General features: G+C 62.3%; 33 protein-coding genes and 1 tRNA gene. 10 read left to right on the top strand and 24 right to left on the bottom strand.

What is annotated here, in order from left to right; translation table 11 throughout:
• Positions 1-8: 8 nt before the first annotated feature.
• The 17 genes from rplF to AC56LW_RS15960 all read right to left on the bottom strand — a co-directional run bounded on the left by rplF (position 9) and on the right by AC56LW_RS15960 (position 7879).
• Positions 9-542: a 50S ribosomal protein L6 gene (gene rplF, locus AC56LW_RS16040; RefSeq protein ID WP_183554236.1), complete on the bottom strand. Its 534-nt coding sequence runs from the start codon at positions 540-542 to the stop codon at positions 9-11.
• A 10-nt stretch (positions 543-552) separates the two neighbouring features.
• Entirely contained in the window at positions 553-948 is a 396-nt protein-coding gene (gene rpsH, locus AC56LW_RS16035) for a 30S ribosomal protein S8 (protein WP_183554237.1), read from the bottom strand.
• Positions 949-962: 14 nt separating this feature from the next.
• The gene (gene rpsN / locus AC56LW_RS16030; RefSeq protein WP_332530666.1) at positions 963-1268 is read right to left on the bottom strand and encodes a 30S ribosomal protein S14; all 306 of its coding nucleotides are present in this window, start codon (positions 1266-1268) and stop codon (positions 963-965) included.
• A 5-nt stretch (positions 1269-1273) separates the two neighbouring features.
• Positions 1274-1813, bottom strand: coding sequence for a 50S ribosomal protein L5 (rplE, locus tag AC56LW_RS16025; RefSeq protein WP_123069942.1), 540 nt, complete (start codon positions 1811-1813; stop codon positions 1274-1276).
• A gap of 6 nt (positions 1814-1819) precedes the next feature.
• Entirely contained in the window at positions 1820-2134 is a 315-nt protein-coding gene (gene rplX / locus AC56LW_RS16020; protein ID WP_171085179.1) for a 50S ribosomal protein L24, read from the bottom strand.
• Positions 2135-2143: 9 nt separating this feature from the next.
• Complete coding sequence (gene rplN / locus AC56LW_RS16015; RefSeq protein WP_183554239.1) at positions 2144-2512, bottom strand: 50S ribosomal protein L14; 369 nt, start codon at positions 2510-2512, stop codon at positions 2144-2146.
• A 232-nt stretch (positions 2513-2744) separates the two neighbouring features.
• Positions 2745-3017 carry a 30S ribosomal protein S17 gene (rpsQ, locus tag AC56LW_RS16010; RefSeq protein WP_183554240.1) on the bottom strand — a complete coding sequence of 91 codons (273 nt, stop codon included), beginning with the start codon at positions 3015-3017 and terminating at the stop codon, positions 2745-2747.
• On the bottom strand, positions 3014-3205 hold the full coding sequence (gene rpmC, locus AC56LW_RS16005; RefSeq protein WP_183554257.1) for a 50S ribosomal protein L29: 192 nt from the start codon (positions 3203-3205) through the stop codon (positions 3014-3016). Before rpmC ends, rpsQ begins: the two co-directional genes overlap by 4 nt.
• Positions 3206-3217: 12 nt before the next feature.
• Positions 3218-3637 (bottom strand): 50S ribosomal protein L16, encoded by a 420-nt coding sequence (rplP, locus tag AC56LW_RS16000; RefSeq protein WP_145653055.1) that lies wholly within the window; start codon positions 3635-3637, stop codon positions 3218-3220.
• A gap of 2 nt (positions 3638-3639) precedes the next feature.
• Positions 3640-4479: a 30S ribosomal protein S3 gene (rpsC, locus tag AC56LW_RS15995; RefSeq protein WP_332530667.1), complete on the bottom strand. Its 840-nt coding sequence runs from the start codon at positions 4477-4479 to the stop codon at positions 3640-3642.
• 11 nt (positions 4480-4490) lie between these two features.
• Positions 4491-4823, bottom strand: a complete 333-nt coding sequence (gene rplV / locus AC56LW_RS15990; protein WP_183555278.1) for a 50S ribosomal protein L22 — start codon at positions 4821-4823, stop codon at positions 4491-4493.
• Positions 4820-5095 carry a 30S ribosomal protein S19 gene (gene rpsS, locus AC56LW_RS15985; RefSeq protein WP_119811777.1) on the bottom strand — a complete coding sequence of 92 codons (276 nt, stop codon included), beginning with the start codon at positions 5093-5095 and terminating at the stop codon, positions 4820-4822. Before rpsS ends, rplV begins: the two co-directional genes overlap by 4 nt.
• A 9-nt stretch (positions 5096-5104) precedes the next feature.
• Positions 5105-5932 (bottom strand): 50S ribosomal protein L2, encoded by an 828-nt coding sequence (rplB, locus tag AC56LW_RS15980; protein ID WP_183554262.1) that lies wholly within the window; start codon positions 5930-5932, stop codon positions 5105-5107.
• Complete coding sequence (gene rplW / locus AC56LW_RS15975) at positions 5932-6249, bottom strand: 50S ribosomal protein L23 (RefSeq protein WP_183554264.1); 318 nt, start codon at positions 6247-6249, stop codon at positions 5932-5934. Before rplW ends, rplB begins: the two co-directional genes overlap by 1 nt.
• On the bottom strand, positions 6246-6866 hold the full coding sequence (gene rplD, locus AC56LW_RS15970) for a 50S ribosomal protein L4 (RefSeq protein ID WP_183554266.1): 621 nt from the start codon (positions 6864-6866) through the stop codon (positions 6246-6248). Before rplD ends, rplW begins: the two co-directional genes overlap by 4 nt.
• Positions 6867-6869: 3 nt before the next feature.
• Entirely contained in the window at positions 6870-7526 is a 657-nt protein-coding gene (rplC, locus tag AC56LW_RS15965) for a 50S ribosomal protein L3 (protein ID WP_183554268.1), read from the bottom strand.
• Positions 7527-7802: 276 nt separating this feature from the next.
• Positions 7803-7879: transfer RNA gene (locus AC56LW_RS15960), tRNA-Val, on the bottom strand.
• A 406-nt stretch (positions 7880-8285) separates the two neighbouring features.
• On the opposite strand from AC56LW_RS15960, the gene ggpS reads away from it, so the two are divergent.
• Genes ggpS through AC56LW_RS15945 form a run of 3 tightly spaced genes read left to right on the top strand, consistent with a single transcriptional unit; the run spans position 8286 to position 12640 of the window.
• Positions 8286-10604, top strand: a complete 2319-nt coding sequence (gene ggpS / locus AC56LW_RS15955; RefSeq protein WP_499635957.1) for a glucosylglycerol-phosphate synthase — start codon at positions 8286-8288, stop codon at positions 10602-10604.
• 1 nt (position 10605) lies between these two features.
• Entirely contained in the window at positions 10606-11721 is a 1116-nt protein-coding gene (locus AC56LW_RS15950) for a mechanosensitive ion channel family protein (protein WP_499635954.1), read from the top strand.
• Entirely contained in the window at positions 11696-12640 is a 945-nt protein-coding gene (locus tag AC56LW_RS15945; protein ID WP_499635951.1) for an AraC family transcriptional regulator, read from the top strand. Before AC56LW_RS15950 ends, AC56LW_RS15945 begins: the two co-directional genes overlap by 26 nt.
• Positions 12641-12650: 10 nt before the next feature.
• Here AC56LW_RS15945 and AC56LW_RS15940 read toward each other — a convergent pair whose 3' ends face one another.
• Positions 12651-13406: an SDR family oxidoreductase gene (locus AC56LW_RS15940; protein ID WP_499635948.1), complete on the bottom strand. Its 756-nt coding sequence runs from the start codon at positions 13404-13406 to the stop codon at positions 12651-12653.
• Positions 13407-13696: 290 nt separating this feature from the next.
• Here AC56LW_RS15940 and AC56LW_RS15935 point away from each other — a divergent pair, with 290 nt between their 5' ends.
• From AC56LW_RS15935 to AC56LW_RS15905, 7 genes are all read left to right on the top strand, one after another.
• On the top strand, positions 13697-14272 hold the full coding sequence (locus AC56LW_RS15935; RefSeq protein WP_332530672.1) for a TerD family protein: 576 nt from the start codon (positions 13697-13699) through the stop codon (positions 14270-14272).
• 70 nt (positions 14273-14342) lie between these two features.
• Positions 14343-15362, top strand: a complete 1020-nt coding sequence (locus AC56LW_RS15930) for an ATP-grasp domain-containing protein (RefSeq protein ID WP_183554283.1) — start codon at positions 14343-14345, stop codon at positions 15360-15362.
• Positions 15359-16537 carry a phosphoribosyltransferase domain-containing protein gene (locus tag AC56LW_RS15925; protein WP_499635945.1) on the top strand — a complete coding sequence of 393 codons (1179 nt, stop codon included), beginning with the start codon at positions 15359-15361 and terminating at the stop codon, positions 16535-16537. Before AC56LW_RS15930 ends, AC56LW_RS15925 begins: the two co-directional genes overlap by 4 nt.
• Positions 16515-17279, top strand: a complete 765-nt coding sequence (locus AC56LW_RS15920; protein ID WP_499635942.1) for an HAD family hydrolase — start codon at positions 16515-16517, stop codon at positions 17277-17279. The genes AC56LW_RS15925 and AC56LW_RS15920 overlap by 23 nt, the downstream gene beginning before the upstream one ends.
• Complete coding sequence (locus AC56LW_RS15915; protein WP_499635939.1) at positions 17276-18367, top strand: cysteine protease StiP family protein; 1092 nt, start codon at positions 17276-17278, stop codon at positions 18365-18367. The genes AC56LW_RS15920 and AC56LW_RS15915 overlap by 4 nt, the downstream gene beginning before the upstream one ends.
• Complete coding sequence (locus tag AC56LW_RS15910; protein WP_258837166.1) at positions 18360-19277, top strand: HpcH/HpaI aldolase/citrate lyase family protein; 918 nt, start codon at positions 18360-18362, stop codon at positions 19275-19277. Before AC56LW_RS15915 ends, AC56LW_RS15910 begins: the two co-directional genes overlap by 8 nt.
• Positions 19274-20608, top strand: a complete 1335-nt coding sequence (locus AC56LW_RS15905) for a TerD family protein (protein ID WP_499635936.1) — start codon at positions 19274-19276, stop codon at positions 20606-20608. Before AC56LW_RS15910 ends, AC56LW_RS15905 begins: the two co-directional genes overlap by 4 nt.
• Before the next feature lie 228 nt (positions 20609-20836).
• On the opposite strand, the gene AC56LW_RS15900 is transcribed toward AC56LW_RS15905, so the two are convergent.
• The 6 genes from AC56LW_RS15900 to AC56LW_RS15875 all read right to left on the bottom strand — a co-directional run bounded on the left by AC56LW_RS15900 (position 20837) and on the right by AC56LW_RS15875 (position 23757).
• Complete coding sequence (locus tag AC56LW_RS15900) at positions 20837-20986, bottom strand: IS3 family transposase (RefSeq protein ID WP_499635934.1); 150 nt, start codon at positions 20984-20986, stop codon at positions 20837-20839.
• Positions 20955-21260 (bottom strand): transposase, encoded by a 306-nt coding sequence (locus AC56LW_RS15895; protein ID WP_499636371.1) that lies wholly within the window; start codon positions 21258-21260, stop codon positions 20955-20957. The genes AC56LW_RS15900 and AC56LW_RS15895 overlap by 32 nt, the downstream gene beginning before the upstream one ends.
• A 15-nt stretch (positions 21261-21275) precedes the next feature.
• A complete protein-coding gene (locus AC56LW_RS15890) occupies positions 21276-21704 on the bottom strand; it encodes an IS3 family transposase (RefSeq protein ID WP_499635931.1) in 429 nt (142 codons plus the stop codon).
• A complete protein-coding gene (locus AC56LW_RS15885; RefSeq protein ID WP_499635928.1) occupies positions 21701-22060 on the bottom strand; it encodes a transposase in 360 nt (119 codons plus the stop codon). The genes AC56LW_RS15890 and AC56LW_RS15885 overlap by 4 nt, the downstream gene beginning before the upstream one ends.
• Positions 22061-22267: 207 nt before the next feature.
• Positions 22268-22882, bottom strand: a complete 615-nt coding sequence (locus AC56LW_RS15880) for a hypothetical protein (RefSeq protein ID WP_499635925.1) — start codon at positions 22880-22882, stop codon at positions 22268-22270.
• Complete coding sequence (locus AC56LW_RS15875; RefSeq protein WP_499635923.1) at positions 22876-23757, bottom strand: hypothetical protein; 882 nt, start codon at positions 23755-23757, stop codon at positions 22876-22878. The genes AC56LW_RS15880 and AC56LW_RS15875 overlap by 7 nt, the downstream gene beginning before the upstream one ends.
• Positions 23758-23868: the final 111 nt, after the last annotated feature.

Genomic DNA, 23868 nt, shown 5'->3' with positions numbered 1-23868 from the left:
AGCTCCGATTATTTCTTCTTGGTTTCTTTAAGCTTCACCACTTCGTCCGAATAACGGACACCCTTGCCTTTGTAAGGCTCAGGCGAGCGGTAAGCGCGAACTTCAGCGGCAACCTGGCCGACCTTTTGACGATCGATACCCTTGATCAGGATCTCGGTCGGGGTCGGAGTTGCTGCAGTAACGCCTTCCGGCATTGCATGCAGCACCGGGTGCGAAAAGCCCAGCGACAGGTTCAGGGCGTTGCCCTGCACTGCTGCCTTGTAGCCCACGCCGACCAGGTTCAGCTTCTTCTCGAAGCCCTTGGTCACGCCGGTTACCATGTTGTTGACCAGAGCACGCAGGGTGCCGGACATGGCGTTCGATTCACGCGAATCATCGACTACGTCGAAGGTCAGCGTGCCATTGTTGTTTTCCACTTTGACCAGGCCGTTCAGGGCCTGGGTCAGGGAGCCCAGCGGGCCCTTGACGGTGATCGACGACGCGTTGATCGCGACTTCGGCACCGGCAGGGACGGCGATAGGCATCTTAGCTACTCGAGACATCGTCTACTCCTTAAGCCACGTAGCAAATCACTTCGCCACCGACACCGGTAGCGCGCGCTTTGCGATCAGTCATGACGCCTTGCGGGGTCGACACGATTGCCACGCCCAGGCCGTTCATGACGGTTGGGATCTCGTCTTTACCTTTGTAGATACGCAGGCCAGGACGGGAAACACGCTCAAGGCGCTCGATGACCGGACGGCCAGTGTAATACTTCAAACCGATTTTCAGTTCCGCTTTACCACCTTCGGAGGTGACAGCGAAATCCTCAATGTAACCCTCGTCCTTCAGGACGTTGGCAATAGCAACCTTGACTTTTGACGACGGCATTGCGACCGTGGTTTTCTGAACAACTTGTGCGTTGCGAATGCGGGTCAGCATATCGGCGATAGGATCGCTCATACTCATTGCATATTCTCCTATTACCAGCTTGCTTTGGTCATACCAGGAATTTCGCCCTTCATGGCGAATTCGCGGAGTTTAGTACGTGCCAGACCGAATTTACGGAAAGTGCCACGTGGACGGCCAGTGATGGCGCAGCGGTTACGCTGACGGGTCGGTGCCGAATTGCGCGGCAGAGCCTGCAGCTTCAGACGCGCTTCGTAGCGTTCTTCTTCCGTCTTCGACTGGTCGTCGATGATCGCTTTAAGAGCGGCACGCTTCGGGGCGAATTTCTCCACCAGGTCTGCACGCTTCTTTTCGCGGTTAATCAGTGAAAGTTTTGCCATTGCTCTTAGTTCCTGAACGGGAATTTGAAGGCGGCGAGCAGCGCTTTGGCTTCTTCGTCGGTCTTAGCAGTCGTGGTGATCGAGATGTTCATGCCACGCAGTGCATCGATCTTGTCGTAGTCGATCTCTGGGAAGATGATCTGTTCCTTGACACCGATGTTGTAGTTGCCGCGACCATCGAACGATTTACCATTGACACCGCGGAAGTCACGCACGCGCGGCAGAGCCACGGTGATGAAGCGGTCCAGGAATTCGTACATGCGGGCGCCGCGCAGGGTCACCATCGTGCCGATCGGGTAGCCTTCGCGGATTTTGAAACCAGCGATTGCCTTGCGTGCCTTGGTGATCACTGGCTTCTGGCCGGCGATCTTCGTCAGGTCGCCAGTGGCGTGCTCGATGATCTTCTTGTCAGCGACTGCTTCCGACAGACCCATGTTCAGGGTGATCTTGGTCAGACGTGGCACTTCCATCACCGACTTGTAACCGAATTTCTCGGTCAGCTCGGCGACGACTTTTTCTTTGTAAATTGCTTGGAGACGGGCCATTTATTCTTACCCCTTCACTACTTCGCCGCTCGACTTGAAGACGCGGACTTTTTTGCCGTCCTGGTCTTTGAAGCCAACGCGATCTGCCTTGCCGGTCGCTGCGTTGAACAGCGCGACATTCGACACGTGAATCGGCATTGTCTTGTCGACGATACCACCAGTAACACCGGTCATCGGGTTAGGCTTGGTCGCTTTTTTAGCGACGTTGACGCCTTCGACGATGACGTGTTCAGCGTCTACACGCTGTTGAACGACACCGCGCTTGCCCTTGTCTTTCCCGGCCAGAACGATGACTTCGTCGTTTTTACGAATCTTATCCATGTCGTATCCTTACAGAACTTCAGGTGCCAGCGACACGATCTTCATGAACTTTTCAGTGCGCAGCTCGCGCGTCACTGGTCCGAAGATACGGGTACCGATTGGCTCCAGCTTGGCGTTCAGCAGGACAGCGGCATTGCCGTCGAACTTGACCAGGGAACCATCCGGGCGACGCACACCTTTTGCGGTGCGCACAACCACGGCATTGTAAATTTCACCTTTTTTGACGCGGCCACGTGGGGCTGCGACTTTAACGGTGACCTTGATGATGTCGCCAATGCTCGCGTAACGGCGCTTCGAGCCGCCCAACACCTTGATGCACAGAACTTCCTTTGCACCCGTGTTGTCGGCTACTTCGAGCCGGCTTTCGGTTTGAATCATAGTATTTTCTTTCCCAACTTAAGCCGAAGAAACCCCACAATTTGTGGGCCTGCGGTCAGTCTTGGTCCCGCCGTAACGCCCCTGCTGGAGCACCACGATTGGGTGATTGGACTTTCCAATAACGCTTTCGTTACAGGCCGCACTTGCCGAGGGGGACAAACTGCGGCAACACATGAACGAAGCCCGCTAGTATCTCAGATACCAGCGGGCCACGCAAGACAATTTTTAAAGCTTAGAGGACTGGTGCTACCAACAGCACCTGGGTGACCGTCCAGGCTTTCGTCTTCGAGATCGGGCGACCTTCTGCGATCTCGACGGTGTCGCCAATTTTCGCTTCATTCGCTTCGTCGTGCGCGTGATACTTGTTCGAGCGCACGATGATCTTGCCGTACAGCGGATGCTTGACGTGACGTTCGATCAGTACGGTTACCGTCTTGTCCATTTTGTCGGACACGACTTTACCGACCAGCGTACGCTTCAGCGCCGTTTTAGTGGTGTCGTTCATTTGGCTTCCTTCGTGTTCATCACAGTCTTCACACGCGCGATATCGCGACGTACTTTCTTGAGCTGCGAGGTATTCCCGAGCTGCTGGGTGGCGACTTGCATGCGCAGACCGAATTGGGCCTTGAGCAGCTCGTTCAGCTCCTTCTGCAGCGCGTCCTGGTCCTTGCCGCGGAGTTCCGATGCTTTCATATACAACTCCTGTTATTGACCGACCTGGCGAACCACGAACGTGGTAGCCAGTGGCAGTTTGGCAGCGGCCAGGCGGAATGCTTCGCGCGCCAGGGTTTCATCAACGCCGTCCATCTCATACAGGACTTTGCCTGGCTGGATTTCAGCGACGTAGTATTCTGGGTTACCTTTACCGTTACCCATACGAACTTCAGCTGGCTTGTTCGAAATCGGCTTGTCCGGGAAGATACGGATCCAGATACGACCGCCACGCTTGATGTGACGGGTCATGGCACGACGTGCCGCTTCGATCTGACGTGCAGTGATACGGCCGCGGGCAACTGCCTTCAGACCGAATTCACCGAACGAGACCGCGGTGCCGCGGGTGTGCGAAATGCCGGTGTTACGGCCTTTCTGCTCTTTACGATACTTCCTGCGCGATGGTTGCAGCATGCTTATTCTCCTGCTTTCTCAGCTGGGGCAGCAGCAGGTGCAGCGGCAGCCGGGGTCGCCAGCTTGACAGCTGGACGAGCGCGGACAACTGGCGCTGCGGCTGGACGTGCGCCGCCTGCTGGGCGTGGGCCGCGCGATGGCTTGCCATCGTCACGACGTGGGCCGCGTGGCTTCTTGTCGTCCGGCGGGGTGTCGATGACTGGTGCTTCGCCGGTGACCGAACGGTCGCCCTTGTAGACCCAGACCTTGACGCCGATGATGCCGTACGTGGTCGATGCTTCGCTGGTGCCGTAGTCGATATCGGCGCGCAGGGTGTGAAGTGGCACGCGACCTTCGCGGTACCATTCGGTACGTGCGATTTCGATGCCGTTCAGACGACCCGACGACATGATCTTGATGCCGACAGCGCCCAGACGCATTGCATTTTGCATCGCGCGCTTCATTGCACGACGGAACATGATGCGCTTTTCGAGCTGCTGCGAGATCGAATCGGCGATCAGCTGCGAATCGATCTCAGGCTTGCGGATCTCTTCGATATTGACGTGCACTGGCACGCCCATGATCTTCGCCAGCGACGACTTCAGCACTTCGATGTCTTCGCCTTTTTTACCGATCACGACACCAGGACGCGACGAGTAAATGGTGAAACGCGCGTTCTTGGCAGGACGCTCGATGACGATGCGACCGACCGAAGCATTCTTCAGCTTCTTTTTCAGGAAAGCGCGTGCTTCCAGGTCTTCCAGCAGCATGGCTGCGAAGTTGCCGTTACCAGCATACCAACGCGACGACCAGTTACGGGTGACCGCCAGGCGGAAGCCGGTAGGGTGGATTTTCTGACCCATTCTGTGACTCCTTAGTTACCGACAGTCACGTAAATGTGACAGGATTGTTTAGAAATACGATCGCCGCGGCCTTTTGCACGTGCCGTAAAACGCTTCAGGATCGGGCCCTTTTCGACATAGATCTGAACGATTTTCAGTTCGTCGATGTCCGCGCCATCATTGTGTTCCGCGTTGGCGATCGCCGACTCGAGAACCTTCTTGATGATCGTCGCGCCCTTTTTTGGGCTGAATTGCAGAATGTTGAGTGCTGCGTCAACTTTCTTGCCGCGGATCAGATCGGCCACCAGGCGGCCTTTTTGTTCCGACAGGCGCACGCCTTTGAGGATAGCTTTAGTTTCCATTATTTTTTCGCCTTCTTGTCAGCGGCGTGGCCCTTGAACGTACGGGTCAGCGCGAACTCGCCGAGCTTGTGGCCGACCATGTTCTCCGACACATACACAGGAACGTGCAGCTTGCCGTTGTGAACAGCGATCGTCAGACCGATGAAGTCTGGGGAGATCGTCGAGCGGCGCGACCAGGTTTTGACTGGCTTTTTGTCTTTGTTCGCTTGCGCGGCTTCGACTTTTTTCACCAGGTGGGCGTCAATAAACGGCCCTTTTTTCAATGAACGAGTCATTTTTTATCCTTATTTCTTGCCGCGGCGCGAAACGATCATCGACGAAGTACGCTTGTTCGAACGCGTCTTCTTACCCTTGGTCTGCTGGCCCCATGGGGACACTGGGTGACGACCGGCTGCAGTTTTACCTTCACCACCACCGTGCGGGTGATCGACAGGGTTCATGACCACACCGCGAACGGTTGGACGAACACCACGCCAGCGCATCGCGCCAGCTTTACCGATCTTGCGCAGGCTGTGTTCGGCATTGCCGACTTCGCCAATGGTAGCGCGGCACTCGATGTGCACGCGACGGACTTCACCCGAGCGCAGGCGGACCTGAGCGTAGGTGCCTTCACGTGCCATCAGCACGACGCCGGCGCCGGCGGTACGGGCCATCTGGGCACCCTTACCTGGCAGCATTTCGACGCAGTTCATGATGGTACCGACTGGGATGTTGCGGATCGGCAGGCAGTTACCGGCCTTGATCGGCGCTTCCGAGCCATTCATGATGCTATCGCCGACAGCCATGTTCTTGGTGGCGATGACATACTGACGCTCACCGTCCGCGTAGCACAGCAGTGCAATGTGCGCGGTACGGTTTGGATCGTATTCGATACGCTCGACCTTGGCAGGGATGCCGTCCTTCTGGCGCTTGAAGTCGACCAGACGGTAATGCTGCTTGTGACCGCCGCCCATGTGACGGGTGGTGATGTGACCGTTGTTGTTACGGCCGGCAGTTTTCGATTTCTTTTCAACCAGGGCTGCGAACGGACGACCTTTGTACAGGCCTTCAGTCACAACTTTCACCATGCCGCGACGGCCTGGGGAGGTTGGCTTCATCTTAACGAGTGCCATTATTTAGCCTCCTCGACAAAATTGATTTCCTGGCCTGGCTTCAGGCACACGAAAGCACGCTTGGTGTGGTTGCGACGACCGTTGAAACGGCCCGAACGCTTCTGCTTGCCTTCACGGTTCAACGTCTGGACCGATTCGACCTCGACTTTGAACAGCAGTTCGACAGCAGCCTTGATTTCTGGCTTGGTCGCGTCAGGCATGACCTTGAACACGATCTGCTCGTTCTTTTCCGCGACGAAGGTAGCCTTCTCGGAAATGATCGGAGCCAGCAGCACCTTCATCAGGCGCTCTTCGCTAAATTTGATTGCGGCGCTCATGCGTACATCTCCTCGATCTTGGCCAGAGCAGCTTTCGTGACCAGGATTTTCTTGTAGAACACCAGCGACATCGGGTCAGCGTGCTTAGGCTCAACGACCAGAACGTGCGGCAGATTGCGCGATGCCAGCTCGAGGTTTTCATCGATGGTATCGGTGATCACCAGGACCGAGTCCAGACCCATGCCCAGCAGTTTCTGCGACAGCAGCTTGGTCTTTGGTGCTTCGATCGACAGGTTCTCGACGACACTCAGACGGCCTTCGCGGGCCAGTTGCGAGAAGATCGAGCAGATACCTGCGCGGAACATCTTCTTGTTAACTTTGTGCGTGAAGTTTTCTTCTGGGCTGTTCGGGAAGATACGACCACCGCCGCGCCACAGTGGCGACGACGACATACCAGCACGAGCGCGGCCGGTACCTTTTTGGCGCCATGGCTTCTTGGTCGTGTGGTGGACTTCTTCACGATCTTTCTGCTTGCGGTTACCGCCACGTGCGTTAGCAGCGTAGGCGACGACGACTTGGTGAATCAGGGCTTCGTTGTATTCACGACCGAACACTTCATCGGCGGCTGCAACATTGGCGCCGTCTTGACCTTGCTCATTCAGGAGCTTCAGTTCCATGGCTTACGCTCCTTTCTTGAGTTTGGTTTTAACAGCAGGCTTGACGACCACTTGGCCGTTCTTCGCGCCAGGTACGGCACCTTTGATCAGCAGCAGCTGACGTTCGGTGTCGATGCGAGCAACTTCCAGGTTCTGGGTGGTGACGGTGACGTCGCCCATGTGACCGGTCATGCGCTTGCCTGGGAACACGCGGCCTGGATCCTGGGCCATACCGATCGAGCCAGGAACATTGTGCGAACGCGAGTTACCGTGGGTAGCACGGCCCGATGCGAAGTTGTGACGCTTGATGGTACCGGCGTAGCCTTTACCGATCGAGGTGCCTTGCACGTCGATTTTCTGGCCCACTTCGAACAGCGAAGCATCGATGGTGTCACCGGCTTTGAGTTCGGCGGCTTTGGTGGAATCGATGCGGAATTCTTTCAGCATCGTACCGGCTTCGACGCCAGCTTTGGCGTAGTGACCGGCAGCGGCTTTCGTCACGCGCGAAGCACGACGTTGACCGTAGACGACCTGAACTGCGGTGTAGCCATCAGTTTCAGGGGTTTTGATTTGTGCGACACGGTTGTTCGACACATCCAGCACGGTGACAGGGATTGAATCACCCTCGTCCGTGAAGATACGCATCATGCCAACCTTGCGACCGAGAAGGCCCAAGCTCATTTTTTCTCCATTCCCACCTACGATTGGGCGGGGGTAGTTGAACTACTAAATAATACGGGCAATAAAAGACGCACCCGTACCGAAGCCGGCTAGTATAGCGCGCAAACGGCAACGGCGCAACAGGAAAAATCGGCATCGAGACCGGTCCTGTTGCGCTTTTCGCAGTATCTGGAGAATGAAGAATCCGTTCGAGCTGAACGGCACAGACAGGCACAGCGTCGTGCGCCTTGTCTCTACAGGCATCAACCATTGCTGGGAGCCTGCGACTTGAATTTCTGGTGGGCGGTGCAGGATTCGAACCTGCGACCCCTTGGATGTCGACCAAGTATTCTAACCAACTGAACTAACCGCCCGGGGAGCCGAATTATACGAGGCATGCTGGAACTTTTGCAATAGCTTTTTTCGGCGATTCAACTTTCCAGCAGAATTTTGATTCCACGCCAGGCCAGCAGCATTGGCAAATCGCCGGTTGTGCCAGATGCAACAAAATGTTATTGTACAAATGTATTTCGAGGACGGGCTTCGTCGTGTGCACCTGGCGCACGTGATTTCCGGCACCCATGCCGGCGCTGCCCGCCCTCCTCCGCCTGGCGGCCCCGGCCCTGTCGAACGCGCACTTCTTCGTACAACAAAACGCGCTTCGCGCCATCCGCCTTTCCCACGGTCCGCGCGCCTCCCCGGCGACTTCGCGGGCCCCGACCTGCACCGTCAGTCCACCCCTGGTCTGCTGGCGGACGCATTGCTGCAAGGATGTACAACATGACTGTCATTGATACCCAACGCTGGCCCCGCCTGCTCGACCCTTCACGCCTGGTCCTCGCTACCGATCTCGACGGCACGCTGCTGGCTGGCACCCATGAAGCACGGCGCCGCATCCGTGAACTGTTTTCCGGCGCCCTGCCTGGCGCCAAGCTGGTCTTCGTCACTGGCCGCGGCCTGGAAACCGTCATTCCGCTGCTGAGCGATCCGACCGTCCCGCGCCCCCATTACATCATTGCCGACGTCGGCGCGACGATTGTCGACGCCGACCTGCGCCCGGTCGAGCCGCTCGCGCACGAGATCGCCGCCACCTGGCCCGGCACCCATGAAGTGCTGCGCGCGCTGAGCGGCTTCCCGCAACTGGTGCGCCAGCTCGTGCCGCAGGAGCGACGCTGCTCGTTCTATGCGACCGAGTCCGCGATCACGCCAGAACTGCGCGCTGCGGTCGATGCACTCGGCTGCGATCTGCTGTTCTCGGCCGGGCAATACCTGGACGTGCTGCCGCGCGGTGTCGGCAAGGGCGCCGCCGTGCGCCGTCTGGCTGAAGTGGCCGGGTTCGATCCGGCCCATATTTTGGTGGCGGGCGACACACTGAATGACTTGTCGATGTTCGAGGCGGGCTTTCGCGGCGTGGTCGTGGGCGCCGCCGAACCGGCGCTGATCGAAGCCGTGCGCAAGTCGCCGCGCGTGGTGGTGGCCGACGCCGCCGGCTGCGGCGGCATCCTCGAAGCCCTGAGCCGCCATGGCCTGCGCTTCGATGGCGACGACAGCCCTGCCCCCGCTCCAGCCTGCGGCGACGCCGAACTGGTGATGGTGTATCACCGCCTGCCCTACGACGAAGTGGTCGAAGATGGCGTGACCTGTGCGCGGCGCCCGAAAAGCCCGAACGGCATCATGCCCACGCTATTGAGCTTTTTCGCTGGCGGGCGCAAGGGTTCGTGGGTCGCGTGGTCGCAGCAGAACAGCCGCAACCCGGCCGGCTTCGTCCCGCACGTCGCGGTCGATGCGGCGCGCTATCCGCACCTGAAAGCGGCCCGCATCGCACTCACGCCGGACGACATCGACCAGTTCTACAAGAAGTTCTCGAAGGAGGCGTTCTGGCCGATCATCTTTTCGTTCCCTGATAAAGCCGTGTTCCGCCAGGACCACTGGGAACGCTACCTCGAGATCAACCGCCTGTTCGCCGAGCAGACCGCGCGCGAAGCGGCGTACGGCGCCACCGCCTGGATCCACGACTACAACCTGTGGATGGTGCCGGCCTTCCTGCGCCCGCTGCGCCCCGACCTGAAGATCGCGTTCTTCCACCACACGGCATTCCCGTCGAGCGACGTCTTCAATATCCTGCCATGGCGGCGCGACATCATCGGCAGCCTGCTGCAGTGCGACTACGTGGGCTTTCACATCCCGCGCTACGTCGAGAACTTCGTCGACGCCGCCCGTTCGTGCGCGCCGGTGCAGATCGTCGACGGTGTGGGCTGCGCGCCGCGCTTCCTGACCTTCGGCTGCGCGCTGGGCGTGGATCACATGACCACCGCGCTCGAAGTAGGCGGCCGCCAGGTCGCGCTGGGCGCCCATCCGGTCGGCACCAACACGGACCTGATCGACGCGCTGGTGCAAACCGACGCCGTACAGCAGCAGATCGCGGAGATTGACGCCTACCTGGACGGCAAGACCGGCATCGTCTCGATCGAGCGCCTCGATTATGTGAAAGGCTCGCTGGAAAAGCTGCAGGCCTATGAACGCATGCTCGAACAGCACCCGGAATTGCTGGGCAAGGTCACGCTGCTGAACATCATCACGCCGGCCGCCAGCGGCATGGACATCTACGACAGCCTGCGCGAAGACCTGGACCGCATCGTCGGGCGCATCAACGGGCGCTTCTCCACGATGGACTGGGTGCCGGTGCGCTACTTCTACCGCAGCCTGCCGTTCGAGCAGGTGGTGGCCCACTACGCCGCCTGCGACATCGCCTGGATCACGCCGCTGCGCGATGGCCTGAACCTGGTGGCCAAGGAATACGTTGCCACGCGCCATGCGACGGGCCGGCCCGGCACGCTCGTGCTGTCCGAGTTCGCCGGCGCCGCCGTCGAGCTGCACGGCGCGCTGCTGGTCAATCCGTACGACGCCAACGCGATGAGCGCCACGCTGTACGACGCGCTGACGATGGGCGCCGACGAGGTGGCGTACCGCGCCGGGCGCATGGCGGCGATCGTGCGCGGTCATGACGTGACACGCTGGGGCGACGACTTCCTGGCCGCACTGGCGGCATTGCCAGCGCCGGGCGCCGAACAACCGATCGAAGAACGCGCCGCGGCCTGACATGAACTACATCATCCTTGCCAATCCCGTGGCCGACTGGCTGATTGCCCTGGCAGCTATGGTGGCCGTGACCATCGGCCTGGACGCGTTCAAGTCGATCGTCGCGCGGCGCCTGGGTGCGGGGGGCGCGCGGACCGAAGCGGGTACGCACACGCTCCTGCACGACATCGCCGCCGCCACGCTGCGCTCGACGAAGCTGGTGGTGCTGGGCTTCGTCGGCCTGTATGTCGGCGCCAGCCTGCTGACCCTGCCCGCGAAGGCGGACCTGTTCATCGGCCGCTTCGCGATCACGGCGCTGCTGATCCAGGTCGCGCTGTGGGGCGATACGGGCCTGCGCACCTGGCTGCGCGTCACGCGCGCGCAGCGCAGCAGCGAAGACCCGGACCGTGTCACCTCGTCGGCCGCGATCACCTTCCTGGTGCGCGTCGCGCTGTGGGCAATCGTCGCGCTGATGGTGCTCGACAACCTGGGCGTGAACATCACCACGCTCGTCGCCAGCCTGGGTATCGGCGGTATCGCCATCGCACTGGCAGTGCAGAGCATCCTGGGCGACCTGTTCGCGTCGCTCTCGATCGTGCTCGACAAACCGTTCGTCGTGGGCGACTTCATCATCGTCGACAAGATGCTCGGCACGGTCGAGAAGATCGGCCTGAAGACCACCCGCGTGCGCAGCCTGGGCGGCGAGCAGATCGTGTTTTCGAATAACGACCTGCTCAAGAGCCGCATCCAGAACCTGCGCCGGATGGCGTCGCGCCGTGTCGTGTTCGGGTTCGGCGTGTCGCACCGCACGCCCGAACCGATCCTGCGCGCGCTGCCGGCACTGCTGGAAGAGATCGTGCGCGCCCAGCCGCAGGTGCGTTTCGACCGCGCCCACCTGAGCGGCCTGGCCGCGCCGAGCTTCAACTATGAAGTCGTGTACTACGTCGACAATACCGACTACACGATCTACATGGATATCCAGCAGGAGATCTACCTGCGCATCGTGGCGCTGCTGCAGGCGCAGGACGTGGCGCTGGCCTTGCCAGTGCAGACCGTGCAGCTCACGCGTGAAGCGCGGCCGCACGACAGCGCGCAGGCGGGCAACGACGCCGATGCATCGCTCGGAAAAGCTGCCTGACGCGGGTTCGTCGCGCTACACTTGGCGCATGCACACGCCACTTCTCGCCCGCGTCCTGCGCTACGCAGCCCTCCAGGCCGACCGCGACGGCATCGCGCCCACGCCGATCGCCGGCCTGGTCGCGATCCGCGTGAACGAGCGCAGCGCTTTGACCAGCCAGATCGCCCGCCCGCTGGCCTGCCTGGTCCTGCAAGGCAGCAAACAGGTCAGCACGGGCGGGCAAACGCTGACGTTCCATGCGGGCGATTCTCTCCTGATCATGGCCGACGTGCCCACCCTCAGCCAGATCACGCAGGCCAGCAGCGCGACGCCCTATTGTTCACTGGTGCTCGACCTCAATCCGGCCGTGATTGCCGATCTGGCCACCGACATGGCGACGATCGACGACACCACCGGCGCGCCGGTGCGCAGCGCGCCGACCGATGCACACCTGACGGACACCGCCCTGCGCCTGATGGGATTGATCGAGCGGCCCGCCGCACTGCCGGTGCTGCAGGCATCGCTGATACGTGAATTCCATTACTGGCTGCTGGCCGGCCGCCACGGCGCGGCGGTGCGGCGCCTTGGCCTGCCCGACAGTCACGTGCGGCGTGTGGCGCGCGCCGTCGCGCTGCTGCGCACCGACTATGCCCGCCGGCTCCCGGTGGAGCAGCTGGCCGGCCTGGCCGGCATGAGTCCCTCCTCGTTCCACCAGCACTTTCGCGCGGTGACGTCGCTCACGCCGCTGCAGTTCCAGAAGCAGCTGCGCCTGATCGAGGCACGTCGCCTGATGCTCGCCGACGGCGTCAACGCCAGCACGGCCGCCCACGCGGTCGGCTATGAAAGCGTGCAGCAATTCACGCGCGAGTACGGACGCATGTTCGGACTGCCGCCGGTGCGCGACGTGAGCGCCGCGCACGAGCGCCTGCACGCGGCTTGAGCTCAAGCCCTCAAATCGCCTGCCCGCCCGAGACTTCGATGCGCTGGCCGTTGATCCAGCGATTGTCCTGCCCGAGCAAGCTGGCAATCATCGGCCCGATATCGTCCGGCACCCCCACCCGGCCCAGCGCCGTCATGCCGGCAAACACACCGTTCAGGTCCGGCGTGTCGCGCACGGCGCCACCCAGGAAATCCGTCTCGATCGCACCGGGCGCCACGGTATTGACCGCGATGCCGCGCCCGCCCAGTTCCTTGGCGAGATAGAGGCTCAGGATCTCGACCGCGCCCTTGACGGCCGCATACGCACCAAAGCCCGGGAGCGCGAAACGGGTGAGACCGGACGACAGGTTCACGATGCGCCCACCATCGGCCAGCAGCGGCAGCAGCGCCTGGGTCAGGAAGAACACGCCCTTGAAGTGGACGCCGACCAGGTGGTCGAATTGCGCCTCGGTGGTGTCGGCGATGGGTGCCATGGCGCCGTGGCCCGCATTGTTGACGAGATGGTCGAACTGTTCGCGCCCCCAGATTTCTGCCAGCGCCGCGCGCAGGCTGGCGGCAAACGCGGGAAAGCTGGCGACGTCGCCCACGTCGAGCTGCAGCGCCAGCGCCTGGCGGCCCAAAGCGCGGATTTCGTCGACCACTTTCTGGGCCTCGGCTTGGCGGCTTTGGTAGGTGACGATCACGTCGCCGCCACGGCGGGCGATGTGCAGTGCGGTGTTGCGTCCGAGGCCGCGGCTGGCGCCGGTAACGAGAGCAATGGTGGTCATGATGGTGATTCCTTGTTGGTTGGAGAGAGCCACCAGTATGTGAGCCGCGCCGCCCGCGCCGTTGCCGGAAGCTGGCCGGTCTTTGCCTGATCCTCCAGAACACGATGCCGGCTGGCGGGCGTGCCTTTTATCGCCGCAAGTACGTACATCCTCCTATGAAAAACGGTTGAAATCCGCGCGCCATAGCCCCATGTACAATTGATCGCTTACCGCCTATATTGGCGGAACCATCCCCGAGGTTCGCCAGTCCACCGGCGGCCAGTCAACCCTCAACGGAACAAGGAGTTCGTATGGCAATCAGTCTGCAAAAAGGCGGCAACGTCAACCTGAGCAAGGAAGCACCGGGCCTCACCAAGGTCATCATCGGCCTGGGCTGGGATCCCCGCTCGACCGACGGTTCCGCTTTCGATCTGGACGGCAGCGCCTTCCTGCTCAAGACCGACGCCAAAGTGCGCGGCGATACCGACTTCATCTTCTACAACAACCTGAAGTCGACCGACGGTTCTGTGGTCCACGCAGGCGACAACACCACCGGCCAGGGCGAGGGCGACGACGAAAAGATCGCCGTTGAACTGAACCGCGTGCCGGCCGACATCGACAAGATCTCGTTCTGCGTCACCATCCACGATGCCGAAACGCGCCGCCAGAGCTTTGGCCAGGTCAGCAAGGCGTACATCCGCTGCCTGAACGCCGCCGGCGAAACCGAGATCGCGCGCTACGACCTGTCCGAAGACAGCTCGACCGAAACCGCGATGATCTTCGGTGAACTCTACCGCCACGGCAGCGAATGGAAATTCCGCGCCGTCGGCCAGGGCTTCAAGGGCGGTCTGGGTCCTCTGGCCCGTTCGTTCGGCGTCAACGTCTGAGTCGTTCGTCTCGTCTTCCCCGGCCCGCGCTCAGCGCGGGCCATGTCTGCAAAATTTCAGGAATTAGCGCATGCGCGTTTGGTACAACAGGACTTTTTCGTCCGTCAATGCTGCGATCAAGCTGATTCGCGAGGCCGACACCGACGGCCGTTTCACCATCGTTCACAGCAACGCCAACCGCCATGCGCCTGCTGCGCGCCTGGCACACGAGTTTCATATCGAGCCGGTCGGCCTGAAAGGCGAGGCATATATCGACTGGTGCCTGGCCTTCTGCCGCGAACAGAAAATCGACATCTTCGTGCCAGGCCGTGAAGCGACGCTGCTGGCGTCCGAACTGGGACGCTTTGCCGAGATAGGCACGCGTGTCCTGTCGGCCGCGCCGCCGGCCGAACTCAAACGCATCCACGACAAGGCCGACTTCTATGCCGAAACCGTGCTGCCCGACGCGCCGGTGGCCGAATTTCGCGTCTTTGAAAACATCGCCCAATTCGACGCCGCCTGGGCCGAACTGCGCCCGCGCCACGCCAAATTGTGCGTCAAGCCGTCGCATTCGATTTATGGCCTGGGCTTTGCCATCGTCGACGAAGCGCGCAGCAGCGCCGCGCTGCTGCTGGCCGGCGCCGAATACCACGTCGGCTACGACGACCTGCGCCGCGGCCTGGCCGAGATGGGCGAATTTCGCACCATGCTCCTGATGGAGTTCCTCGAAGGCCCCGAATACAGCGTCGACTGCGTCGGCGACAACGGCCGCCTGGTGACCGCTGTCGTGCGCCGCAAACTGCCGCAAGCGGGCAGCGGCCAGCTGATCGACATGCGCCAGGACATCCTGGACGCCACCACGCGCCTGTGCGCCGACTACCGCCTGAACGGCGTGTTCAACGCCCAGTTCCGCGAAGGCGGCGGCCGTCCGCGCCTGCTGGAGATCAACCCGCGCATGTCGGGCGGGATCGCCATGGCGTGCCTGGCCGGCCCCAACCTGCCCTACATCGCACTGCGCTGCTTTGCCGACGGCTTCGACAGCGTCACCGTGCCACCCGTGGCCAACGGCATGCGCGTGGCCGAAGTCAGCGTCGCCACGGAACTGGCATGACCATGGCTGCGCCTTCCTCCACCCTGCAGCGGATCGAACTGCCTACCGGCACGCTCGAACTGCGCATCGACAGCGGCGCGGCCGAAGTCGACGAGCTGCTCGGCTTTGCCGCACGCGCCAATGCCAAGCGCGGTTTCCTCTTTTTGAGCAAGGTGCTGGGCAAGCACTGGCCGGCGTCGCCCGGCGCGATGCTGGCCGTGCACGAGCGCCTGGCGGCCACCGTGCCGCCGGTCGATGGCCCGGTGCTCTTCATCGCGATGGCCGAAACCGCGATTGGCCTGGGCCAGGGCGTGTTCGAAGCCTGGCTGCGTGCGCATCCGGCGCAGCAGGCGCTTTTTTTGTACACCACGCGCTACCGCGTGGGCGCCGGTCCGCTGATCGAATTTGCCGAGGCGCACAGCCACGCGCCGCGCCAGTTCCTGCACGAGCCCACCGATCCGGCGCTGCACGCGCTGTTCATGGCGGCGCGCACGGTCGTGATGGTCGACGATGAAGCCAGCACCGGCAATACCTTCGTCAACCTGGCTGCCGCCTGTCAGCGCCTGAATCCCGGCATCGAGCGCGTGCACCTGGCGACGATCACCAATTTCATGGGCCCGGCCGCCCCGGGCGAGCTCGATGCGCGCTTCGGCCTGCCGGCCACCATCGGCGCGCTGGTCGACGGCCAGTTCACGTTTGCGCAAGGCCCGCTGCCACCGGACCAGGGCGCGGCCCAGCGCTTCGAGCACGACGCCGACCGCGGCGCCAGCAGCGCGTTCGGCCGCCTGGGCATCGATCACGCCGTGCCAGCGCCGACCGCGCTGGCCGCGCGCCTGGCCGGCGAGTTTGCACCCGGCAGCCGCGTGCTGGTGCTGGGCACAGGTGAATTCATGCACGCGTCCACGCTGCTCGGCGCGGCGCTGCAGCAGCTTGGCGTCGACGTGGTGGTGCAGTCGACGACCCGCTCGCCGATCCTGACCTGGGGTGCAGTGGGCCACGCCTTGACCTTCCCCGACAATTACGGCGAAGGCATCGCCAACTACCTCTACAACGTCGCACCCGGCCAGTACGACCATGTCCTGCTGTGCTTTGAAACTGCCCCCGACCCCGCGCTGTTCGCGCTGGCCGATACCCTGCGCGCGCGCCTGTTCCATTTCCAGTCCGAGGACCACGTTGAAGAAGTTCCTGTTCGCTGACCTGGACGACACGCTGTTCCAGACCTTCGGCAAGTGCGGCACGCACCGGGACGCCCCCGATGCGCTGCAGCCTGCCGCCTACTACAAGGATGGCAGCATCTGTTCATACACCACCCCGTCCCAGCGCTCGTTTCTCGCGCTGCTGCAGGACGGGATGACGATGATCCCGACCACCGCGCGCGACCTCGATGGCCTGCGCCGCGTGCACCTGCCGTTCACCAGCTACGCCGTCATCAACTACGGCGGCGTCGTGCTCGAGCCGGGCGGCGCGGTCGACCGGCCCTTTCTGGAAGGCGTGCGCACGGCAATGCACACTGCCCTGCCCGGCCTGTTGGAGCTGGCGGCCCACATCGACACCCATGGCGCGCGCACCGGTTACGCCGGCCGCGCGCGCATGATCGAGGATATCGGCACGCCATTCTTCCTGGTCGTGAAAGACCCGGACAAGCTGAGCGAGCGCCTCGCGCCGCTCGAAGAACACGTGGTGCGGCCGTGGATCGCGGACGGCAACCGCGACTACGTCGTCCACCGCAACGGCAACAACCTGGCGATCCTGCCCAGGGCGCTGGACAAAGCCCATGCGGTCGCGCACATCACGGCGCGCCTGAAGGCCGAACACGGCGAGATCGTCACGTTCGGCATGGGCGACAGCCGCTCGGATGCGCGCTTCATGGCTGCCTGCGACTACGCGATCATCCCGCGCGGCACGCAGCTGGCCGGCGTTACCGTGGGGGCGCTGTGATCGGGCATGCCCCCTTCCCGGGCAGCTATCGCGCCGGTGACGTCGACTTTTTGCTGCGCTGCCTGCCGCAGCAGGACTTCACCAATGTCGCCGAGAAGGAAGCGCTGATCCAGAGCGGCCAGCGTCACTACAGCCAGATGCTGTCGCCGGAATCCGCACCCTCCGGGCGCTACATGCGCCTGTTCGATGCCGCCTGCGCCGCCAACAATCCGCGCATGGCGCAGGACTGCCTGCGCCTGGCGGGCCTGATCGCGGCGCAACGCGCGCGGCAGATCACGATCGTTTCGCTGGCACGCGCCGGCACACCGGTGGGCGTGGTCGTCACGCGCCTGCTGCGCGAACGATTCGGGCGCGACGCCGTGCATTACTGCGTGTCGATCGTGCGCGACCGTGGCATCGACGCGGCCGCGCTGCGCCACATCCTGGCCCAGGGCCACGCGCCCGAATCGATCGTGTTCGTCGACGGCTGGACCGGCAAGGGCGTCATCGCGCGCGAACTGGCCGGCTCGGTCGACGCGTTCAACCTGCGCCACGGCGTGGCGATCGACACGGGCCTGTACGTGCTATCGGACCTGGCCGGCGCTGCCGCCTGCGCCGCCTCGTGCGACGATTATCTGATCCCGTCGAGCATCCTGAACGCGACGGTATCGGGCCTGGTGAGCCGCACCGTCATGCCCGACGATCTGGGCGCGGACGATTTCCACGGCTGTGTGTTCTATGCGGACTTTGCCGGCATCGACCGCTCGCAGGCGTTCGCCGATGATCTGACCGCGCTGGCGCTGGCAGCGGATGCTGTCGAGATGCCGCCAGTGGATGCACAGGCGGCGCGCGCACGCTCGCAAGCCTATCTTGGGGCGGCGATGGGGCGCTATGGCGTGGCGGACGTCAACCTCGTCAAGCCGGGCATCGGCGAAGCCACGCGGGTGCTGTTGCGGCGCGTGCCGCGCCTCCTGGTACTGCGCGACGCGGATGCGCCGGCTGTGGCGCACCTGGCCGCGCTGGCCGAAGAAAAACAGGTCCCGGTCGAGATCGACCCGAGCCTGCCCTACCACGCAGTATCCCTGATCAGGAGTGCATCCGATGGCTAAATCACTGGGCGCGTCGTTGTACGTGCCGGCCAATCACAAGGACCTGGCGGAGATCGCCAATGGCGACCTGATCCCGCAGGCGCGGTCGCTGATCTTCTGCACGGAGGACGCCATCGCCGACCGGGAGCTGAGCTATTCGCTGTTCAACCTGTCGGTGGTGCTGGCCAATATGCGCGTGGACGTGGCGGCCGACCGCTTCGTCCGGGTACGCAATACCGAAGTGCTCGAGCGCGTGCTGGCGATGCCGGGCGCCGACAAGCTCACCGGTTTCGTGCTGCCCAAGATCACCCGCCACAACTTCGACAATTACTACCGGCTGCTGCGCCACACCGAGCACGTGTTGATGCCGACGCTGGAAACGGCCGAAGCCTTTGACGACCAGGAGATGCAGGGCCTGCGCGCTGTGCTCGAAGCGCCCGGCGTACGTCATCGCATCCTGGCGCTGCGCATCGGTGGCAACGACCTGCTGGCGCTGTTGGGCCTGCGCCGGCCGCGCGGCATGACGCTGTACCGCACGCCGCTGGGTCCCGTCATCTCGCGCCTGGTCACCACGTTCCGGCCCTACGGTTTCATGCTGACCGCGCCCGTGTTCGAATACCTTGATCTGCCCGAGCTGCTGGACCAGGAAGTCATCGAAGACCTGGCGCACGGCATGATCGGCAAGACCGCCATCCATCCGACCCAGATCGCGCCGATCGAGCAGCACTTCAAGGTGTCGCCGCAAGACCTGGCGGTGGCGCGCGCGATTCTCGACCAGTCGGCACCGGCCGTGTTTCGCATGAACGACGCCATGTGCGAAGTCGCCACCCATCGCGCCTGGGCCGAACGCACGGTCGAGCAATCGCGCCTGTTCGGTTTCCACGGCGCCGAACTGGATCACAAACCATTCCTGGAAGGGGAACCCTCATGAACATGACCACCTATTCGCGCGGCCAGAAAGGTAAGCTGGCCGATCTGGGCAGCGGCCACGTCTTCAATGTCGACGTCGAGATCGCCGCCAACGGCGCCTCGGTCGATGTCTCCTGCTTCGGCCTGGACGCCAACGACAAGCTGTCCGACGACCGCTACATGGTCTTCTACAACCAGCTGGCCAGCCCGGAAGGCGCGGTGCGCCTGAACCAGTCGCCGGGCCGTGCCAGCTTCGCCGTGAACCTCGACCAGCTGCCGGCATCGATCGCCAAGCTGGTGTTCGTCGCCGCGATCGACGGCGCAGCCAGCATGCGCACGCTGGGCGCGAGCTCGCTCACGCTGGGCAGCGCGCTGCGCTTCCCGTGGTCGGGCGCCGACTTCGGCGACGAAAAAGCCGTGATCGTGGCCGAGCTGTATCGCCGCGACGGCCAGTGGCGCTTCGGCGCGGTCGGCCAGGGTTTTGCTGGCGGCCTGTCGACGCTGCTCGCGCACTTTGGCGGTGCCGAGGCGGGATCGTCAGCGAAGCCGGCAACGCCGACGCCGATGCCGACGCCGACACCTGCTCCCGTTGCGACGCCAGCCGCGCCACGCGTCTCGCTGTCGAAGATCACGCTCGACAAGCGCGGCGACAAGGTCTCGCTCGACAAGCGCGCAGGCGGCGGCTATGGCCGCATCCACGTCAACCTGAACTGGAACCAGGCCGCAATCGCGCCGCCACCGGCGCCATCCACGCCGCCACCGGCCGCCGCAGCCCGGGGCGGCGGCTTCCTCGACCGCCTGACCAGCATGGCCGGCGACCTCGCGCACAAGGCCGGCGAGATGGCCAACAAGGCGCAAGCGTCACGCAAGGGCCGCACCGGCATCGACCTCGACCTGGGCTGCATGTATGAGCTGACGGATGGCCGCCGGGGGTTGGTGCAGGCACTGGGCAACACGTTCGGCGACTACGAGCGCGATCCATTCATCAAGCTCGACGCCGACGACCGCACGGGCGCCGCCGCGAATGGCGAAAACCTGTTCATCAACGGCGAGCGCTTCGACCAGATCAAGCGCGCCGTGATCTTCTCGTTCATCTACGAAGGCGCCGCCAACTGGAGCGTGACCAATGGCGTGGTGACGATCACCGCACCAGGCCAGGCGCCGGTGGAAGTCAAACTCGACGGCGGCAACCGCCAGATCATGTGCGCAATCGCGCTGATCGAAAACCGCGGCGGCCAGCTCGTGATCACCAAACTGGCCGAATACTTCCAGCAGCAAGGCACCACCAGCGCCCACGAACTGATGGACCGCCACTTCGGCTTCGGCATGCGCTGGAAGACCGGCAGCAAATAAGCTGGCCATAACAAAGCCGGGGTCAGGTCTGACATTTGGACACGGCCTCAGCTTTCAAAGCCGGGGTCAGGTCTGACATTTGGACACGGCCTCAGCTTTAGCTAAAGTTCTAGAAAGCTACTAGGACAACTTCGCCAGCAAGCAAACATTTAATCCGACGCTCGGTCAAGGTACGGTAGAGATCGTGTCCGAATGTCAGACCTGAGGTGGTCCGGATAATCTGGACAGTCATTTAGGCACATGGAGTGCGGCTTCGACGGCGGCAGGCGTTTGATAGCCTAAGGTTTGATGTAGCCGCTGCTGATTGTAATACGCTTCGATATAGTCGCCGACCACTGCCTTACCTTCAGCCCTGGATGAAAAAAGTCGATCGTGCATTGCTTCGTTCTTCAGGTTTGAAAAAAAAGCTTTCTGCGACAGCGTTATCCCAGCAATCACCTTTGCGGCTCATGCTGGGCCGCAAGCCGTTCGCTTGCAGCAATTCACGGTAATCGTTCGATCCATAGACGGTCCCTTGATCGCTATGGAAAATCAGTCCTGCTTTAGGCTTTCGCTGCGCCAGTGCCATGTTCAAGGCTGCCATAGGCAAGGTCGTAGCTTGCGTGGCATCCATCGACCAACCCACAACACGGCGAGCAAAAAGGTCAAGCACGACGGCCAAATGAAGTCACCCTTCCTTTGTGCGCATGGCTGTCATGTCGCCTACCCAGATCGTGTTTGGCGCGGTGACGTCGAAGCGGCGCTTGACCAGGTTCGGCGCTGCTGGCTGCACCCGCTGCATCGCTTGAATGGCACGGAAACGCTTGATGCGGGACGTTTGAATATTCTCCAACTTGCGCAGCCGCCTTACGCGGTGCTTGCCGCATTTAATGCCTTTGGCACTGAGCAAACGCCACATCTTGATTGCGCCAGGTGCCCAGCGATGCGCTACGTTTAGCTTGACGATTTCTGCACGCAAGACCAGATCTTCCTGGCTGCGCAGACTCGGCTCGGCCTTCTTAACTGCGTAGTACAGACTGCGACTGATATCGAGCTCACGGCACAGCGACTTGACGGAAAACTCGCTACGGTGCTCATCGATGAATGCGTACTTCACTTCTTTAGGCGAGTTAAGTACGCATCGAACTTTTTTAGAATGGCTAACTCCTGTTCAGCCTTGGCCAACTTCAGGCGCAACTGCTCGACTTCACTGAGCTCGCTAGTAGCCGGTCGACCAGGCTTGCGCAGCTTCTTGTCCGGGGCTTGTTTCTCGAGCTTCTCAGCCCACTTGTAGAGCATGTTGCGGCCAAGACCCAGTTCGATGGCCAGATCAGTGGCGCTTCGCTCTCCCGAATGCAGCCGCGCTACCGCCGTGCGCTTGAACTCGTCGGTATAGGTCGCCCGCTTTCGACTAGCGGCTTCAGATGAAGCAGGAATGATCTCCCGCTTTGATGGCAACTTTTTGTTAGTCATGTATATCCTCCCGGGGCATATTGTCCCCTATTCGGATGTCCATGAAACCCGGACCCTCTCAACCTGACCCCGGCTGTGTCTAATCCGACGCTCGGTCAAGGTACGGTAGAGATCGTGTCCGAATGTCAGACCTGACCCCGGCTGTTTGCCAAGGTATAGTAGAGATCGTGTCCAAATGTCAGACCTGACCCCGGCTGTTTTTGACAGCTACCACGTGCAGCCGGTGCCAGTGATGGTATCGATGGCAAGCGGGATCAACAGCAGTAGGTTGGTCTCTGTGCCGCCGGCATACTTCTTCTGACAGTCCGGGTTCTTCGCCCTCTTGATCGCGCGCGACAGGTTGTTGTCATCGGCTCCACGCAGTTGCTCCGCGGTGCGCAGGCGTTCCAGTGCCGTTGGCACGCGCTCTTTTTCCACCTGCCGGGCCAGGCCGCGCAGCGACTCCATGTCCAGCTTTCCGGTTGGCGCCGATGCAGGTGCCGTCGTCGTTTCGGCTGGCGTGGCCGTTGAGGTTTCCTCCGGCGCAGCGATGATCGTCATCGGCTCAGGGGACGCCGGCATCGCACGCTGTGTGGCGATGCGGGGTGGCCGCACAACCTGGACAGAAACTGGTGGTGGCGGCGCGCTGCGCACCTGCGGCACTGGCGGCGGCTTCACCGGCGCGACGATGAAGGCAAATGCGATGTAATCGACCGGGGTGCTGACGTTGTCTGGTCGGGGACTGGCGTAGTGCACCAAGGCGAGCACGAACAGCACGTGCGCCAGCACGATGAACGCGCCGGAGCCGGCGCGGCTCGTCGCGCCCTGCTCCTGCATCAGCATGGCATGCTGACAGTCGGGCGCGTCCGGTCGACGTGCGCTGTCAGCAATGCCGGACGGTCGAGATACAAGAACACGTACTGCGGCAGCCGCGTCGTTACTTGATGCAGCAGGATGTCGACCTGCGCGTGCTGGTGCATTACCAGCACGCAGTTCGGCTTGTCGAATGGCGTTAGCACCAAGGTATCGTTGCGCGCTACACCATGCCGATGGCGCCACGTCGGCAGCAGCAGGTCGACCGGTTCGACGCGCGCGATTGCCGCCAACGGCAGCGTGCCCTCGACCCGCACCCCCACGCGCAGGTGCAGGGCCTCTGCCGTCATCACATGGCGCCCTGCCCCGATGTGCCAGCGATCCCCCAGCACCCAGGCCAGTGTGTACAGCACGGCGATGGCGCCCAGCACGTGGATCACCAGCAGCGCATCGGGATCCTTGATGAACAGGTGCAGCAGCAGTGCGTGCGTGGGCAGCTCGAGCAGCAGCGCGACGAAGACCACGGCGCGCGCCGTGTTGTAGGCACCGCGTTCGAGGTAAGTCAGTGCGACGCCCTCAGGCAGCGTGACAGGTAGCGGCTTGCCCTGCACGCGGCGCAGGCAACCGAGCCACAGCAGGCGATCGAGCTTGAACAGTCCCGGCAGTTCAGGCGGCAGTAGCGCCGTCACGTGTGCATGCCACGGCGCCCGCGCTGCATGGGCGCCGCGCAGCCGTTGCCACGCTTGCGGGGCATGCGCGATGTCCTTTGCCATCAGCAGCAGCAAAGGCAGCGCAAGACCGGCATGATGCAGCAGCGGCTTGACCGCTTCAGGTGCGAGATTCTTGGCGATGGCAGCAAGCAGCAGCGCACCGACCGCCAGGCCGGCGAGTTCGCGCCATGTCATGGCGCGCAAAAGGGAAACAACGTGCATCTGGCGCATGGACGAGAAATTGAACAAGCAAACCCGTCGATTACATCACGCCCTGCCGAGACCGACAATGCTTGATGGTTGCCA

The sequence above is a fragment of the Telluria sp. LT2P80 genome (genome assembly GCF_059685955.1).
The sequence above is the reverse complement of the archived record's forward strand: the minus strand, read 5'-3'. Positions and strand labels throughout refer to the sequence as shown.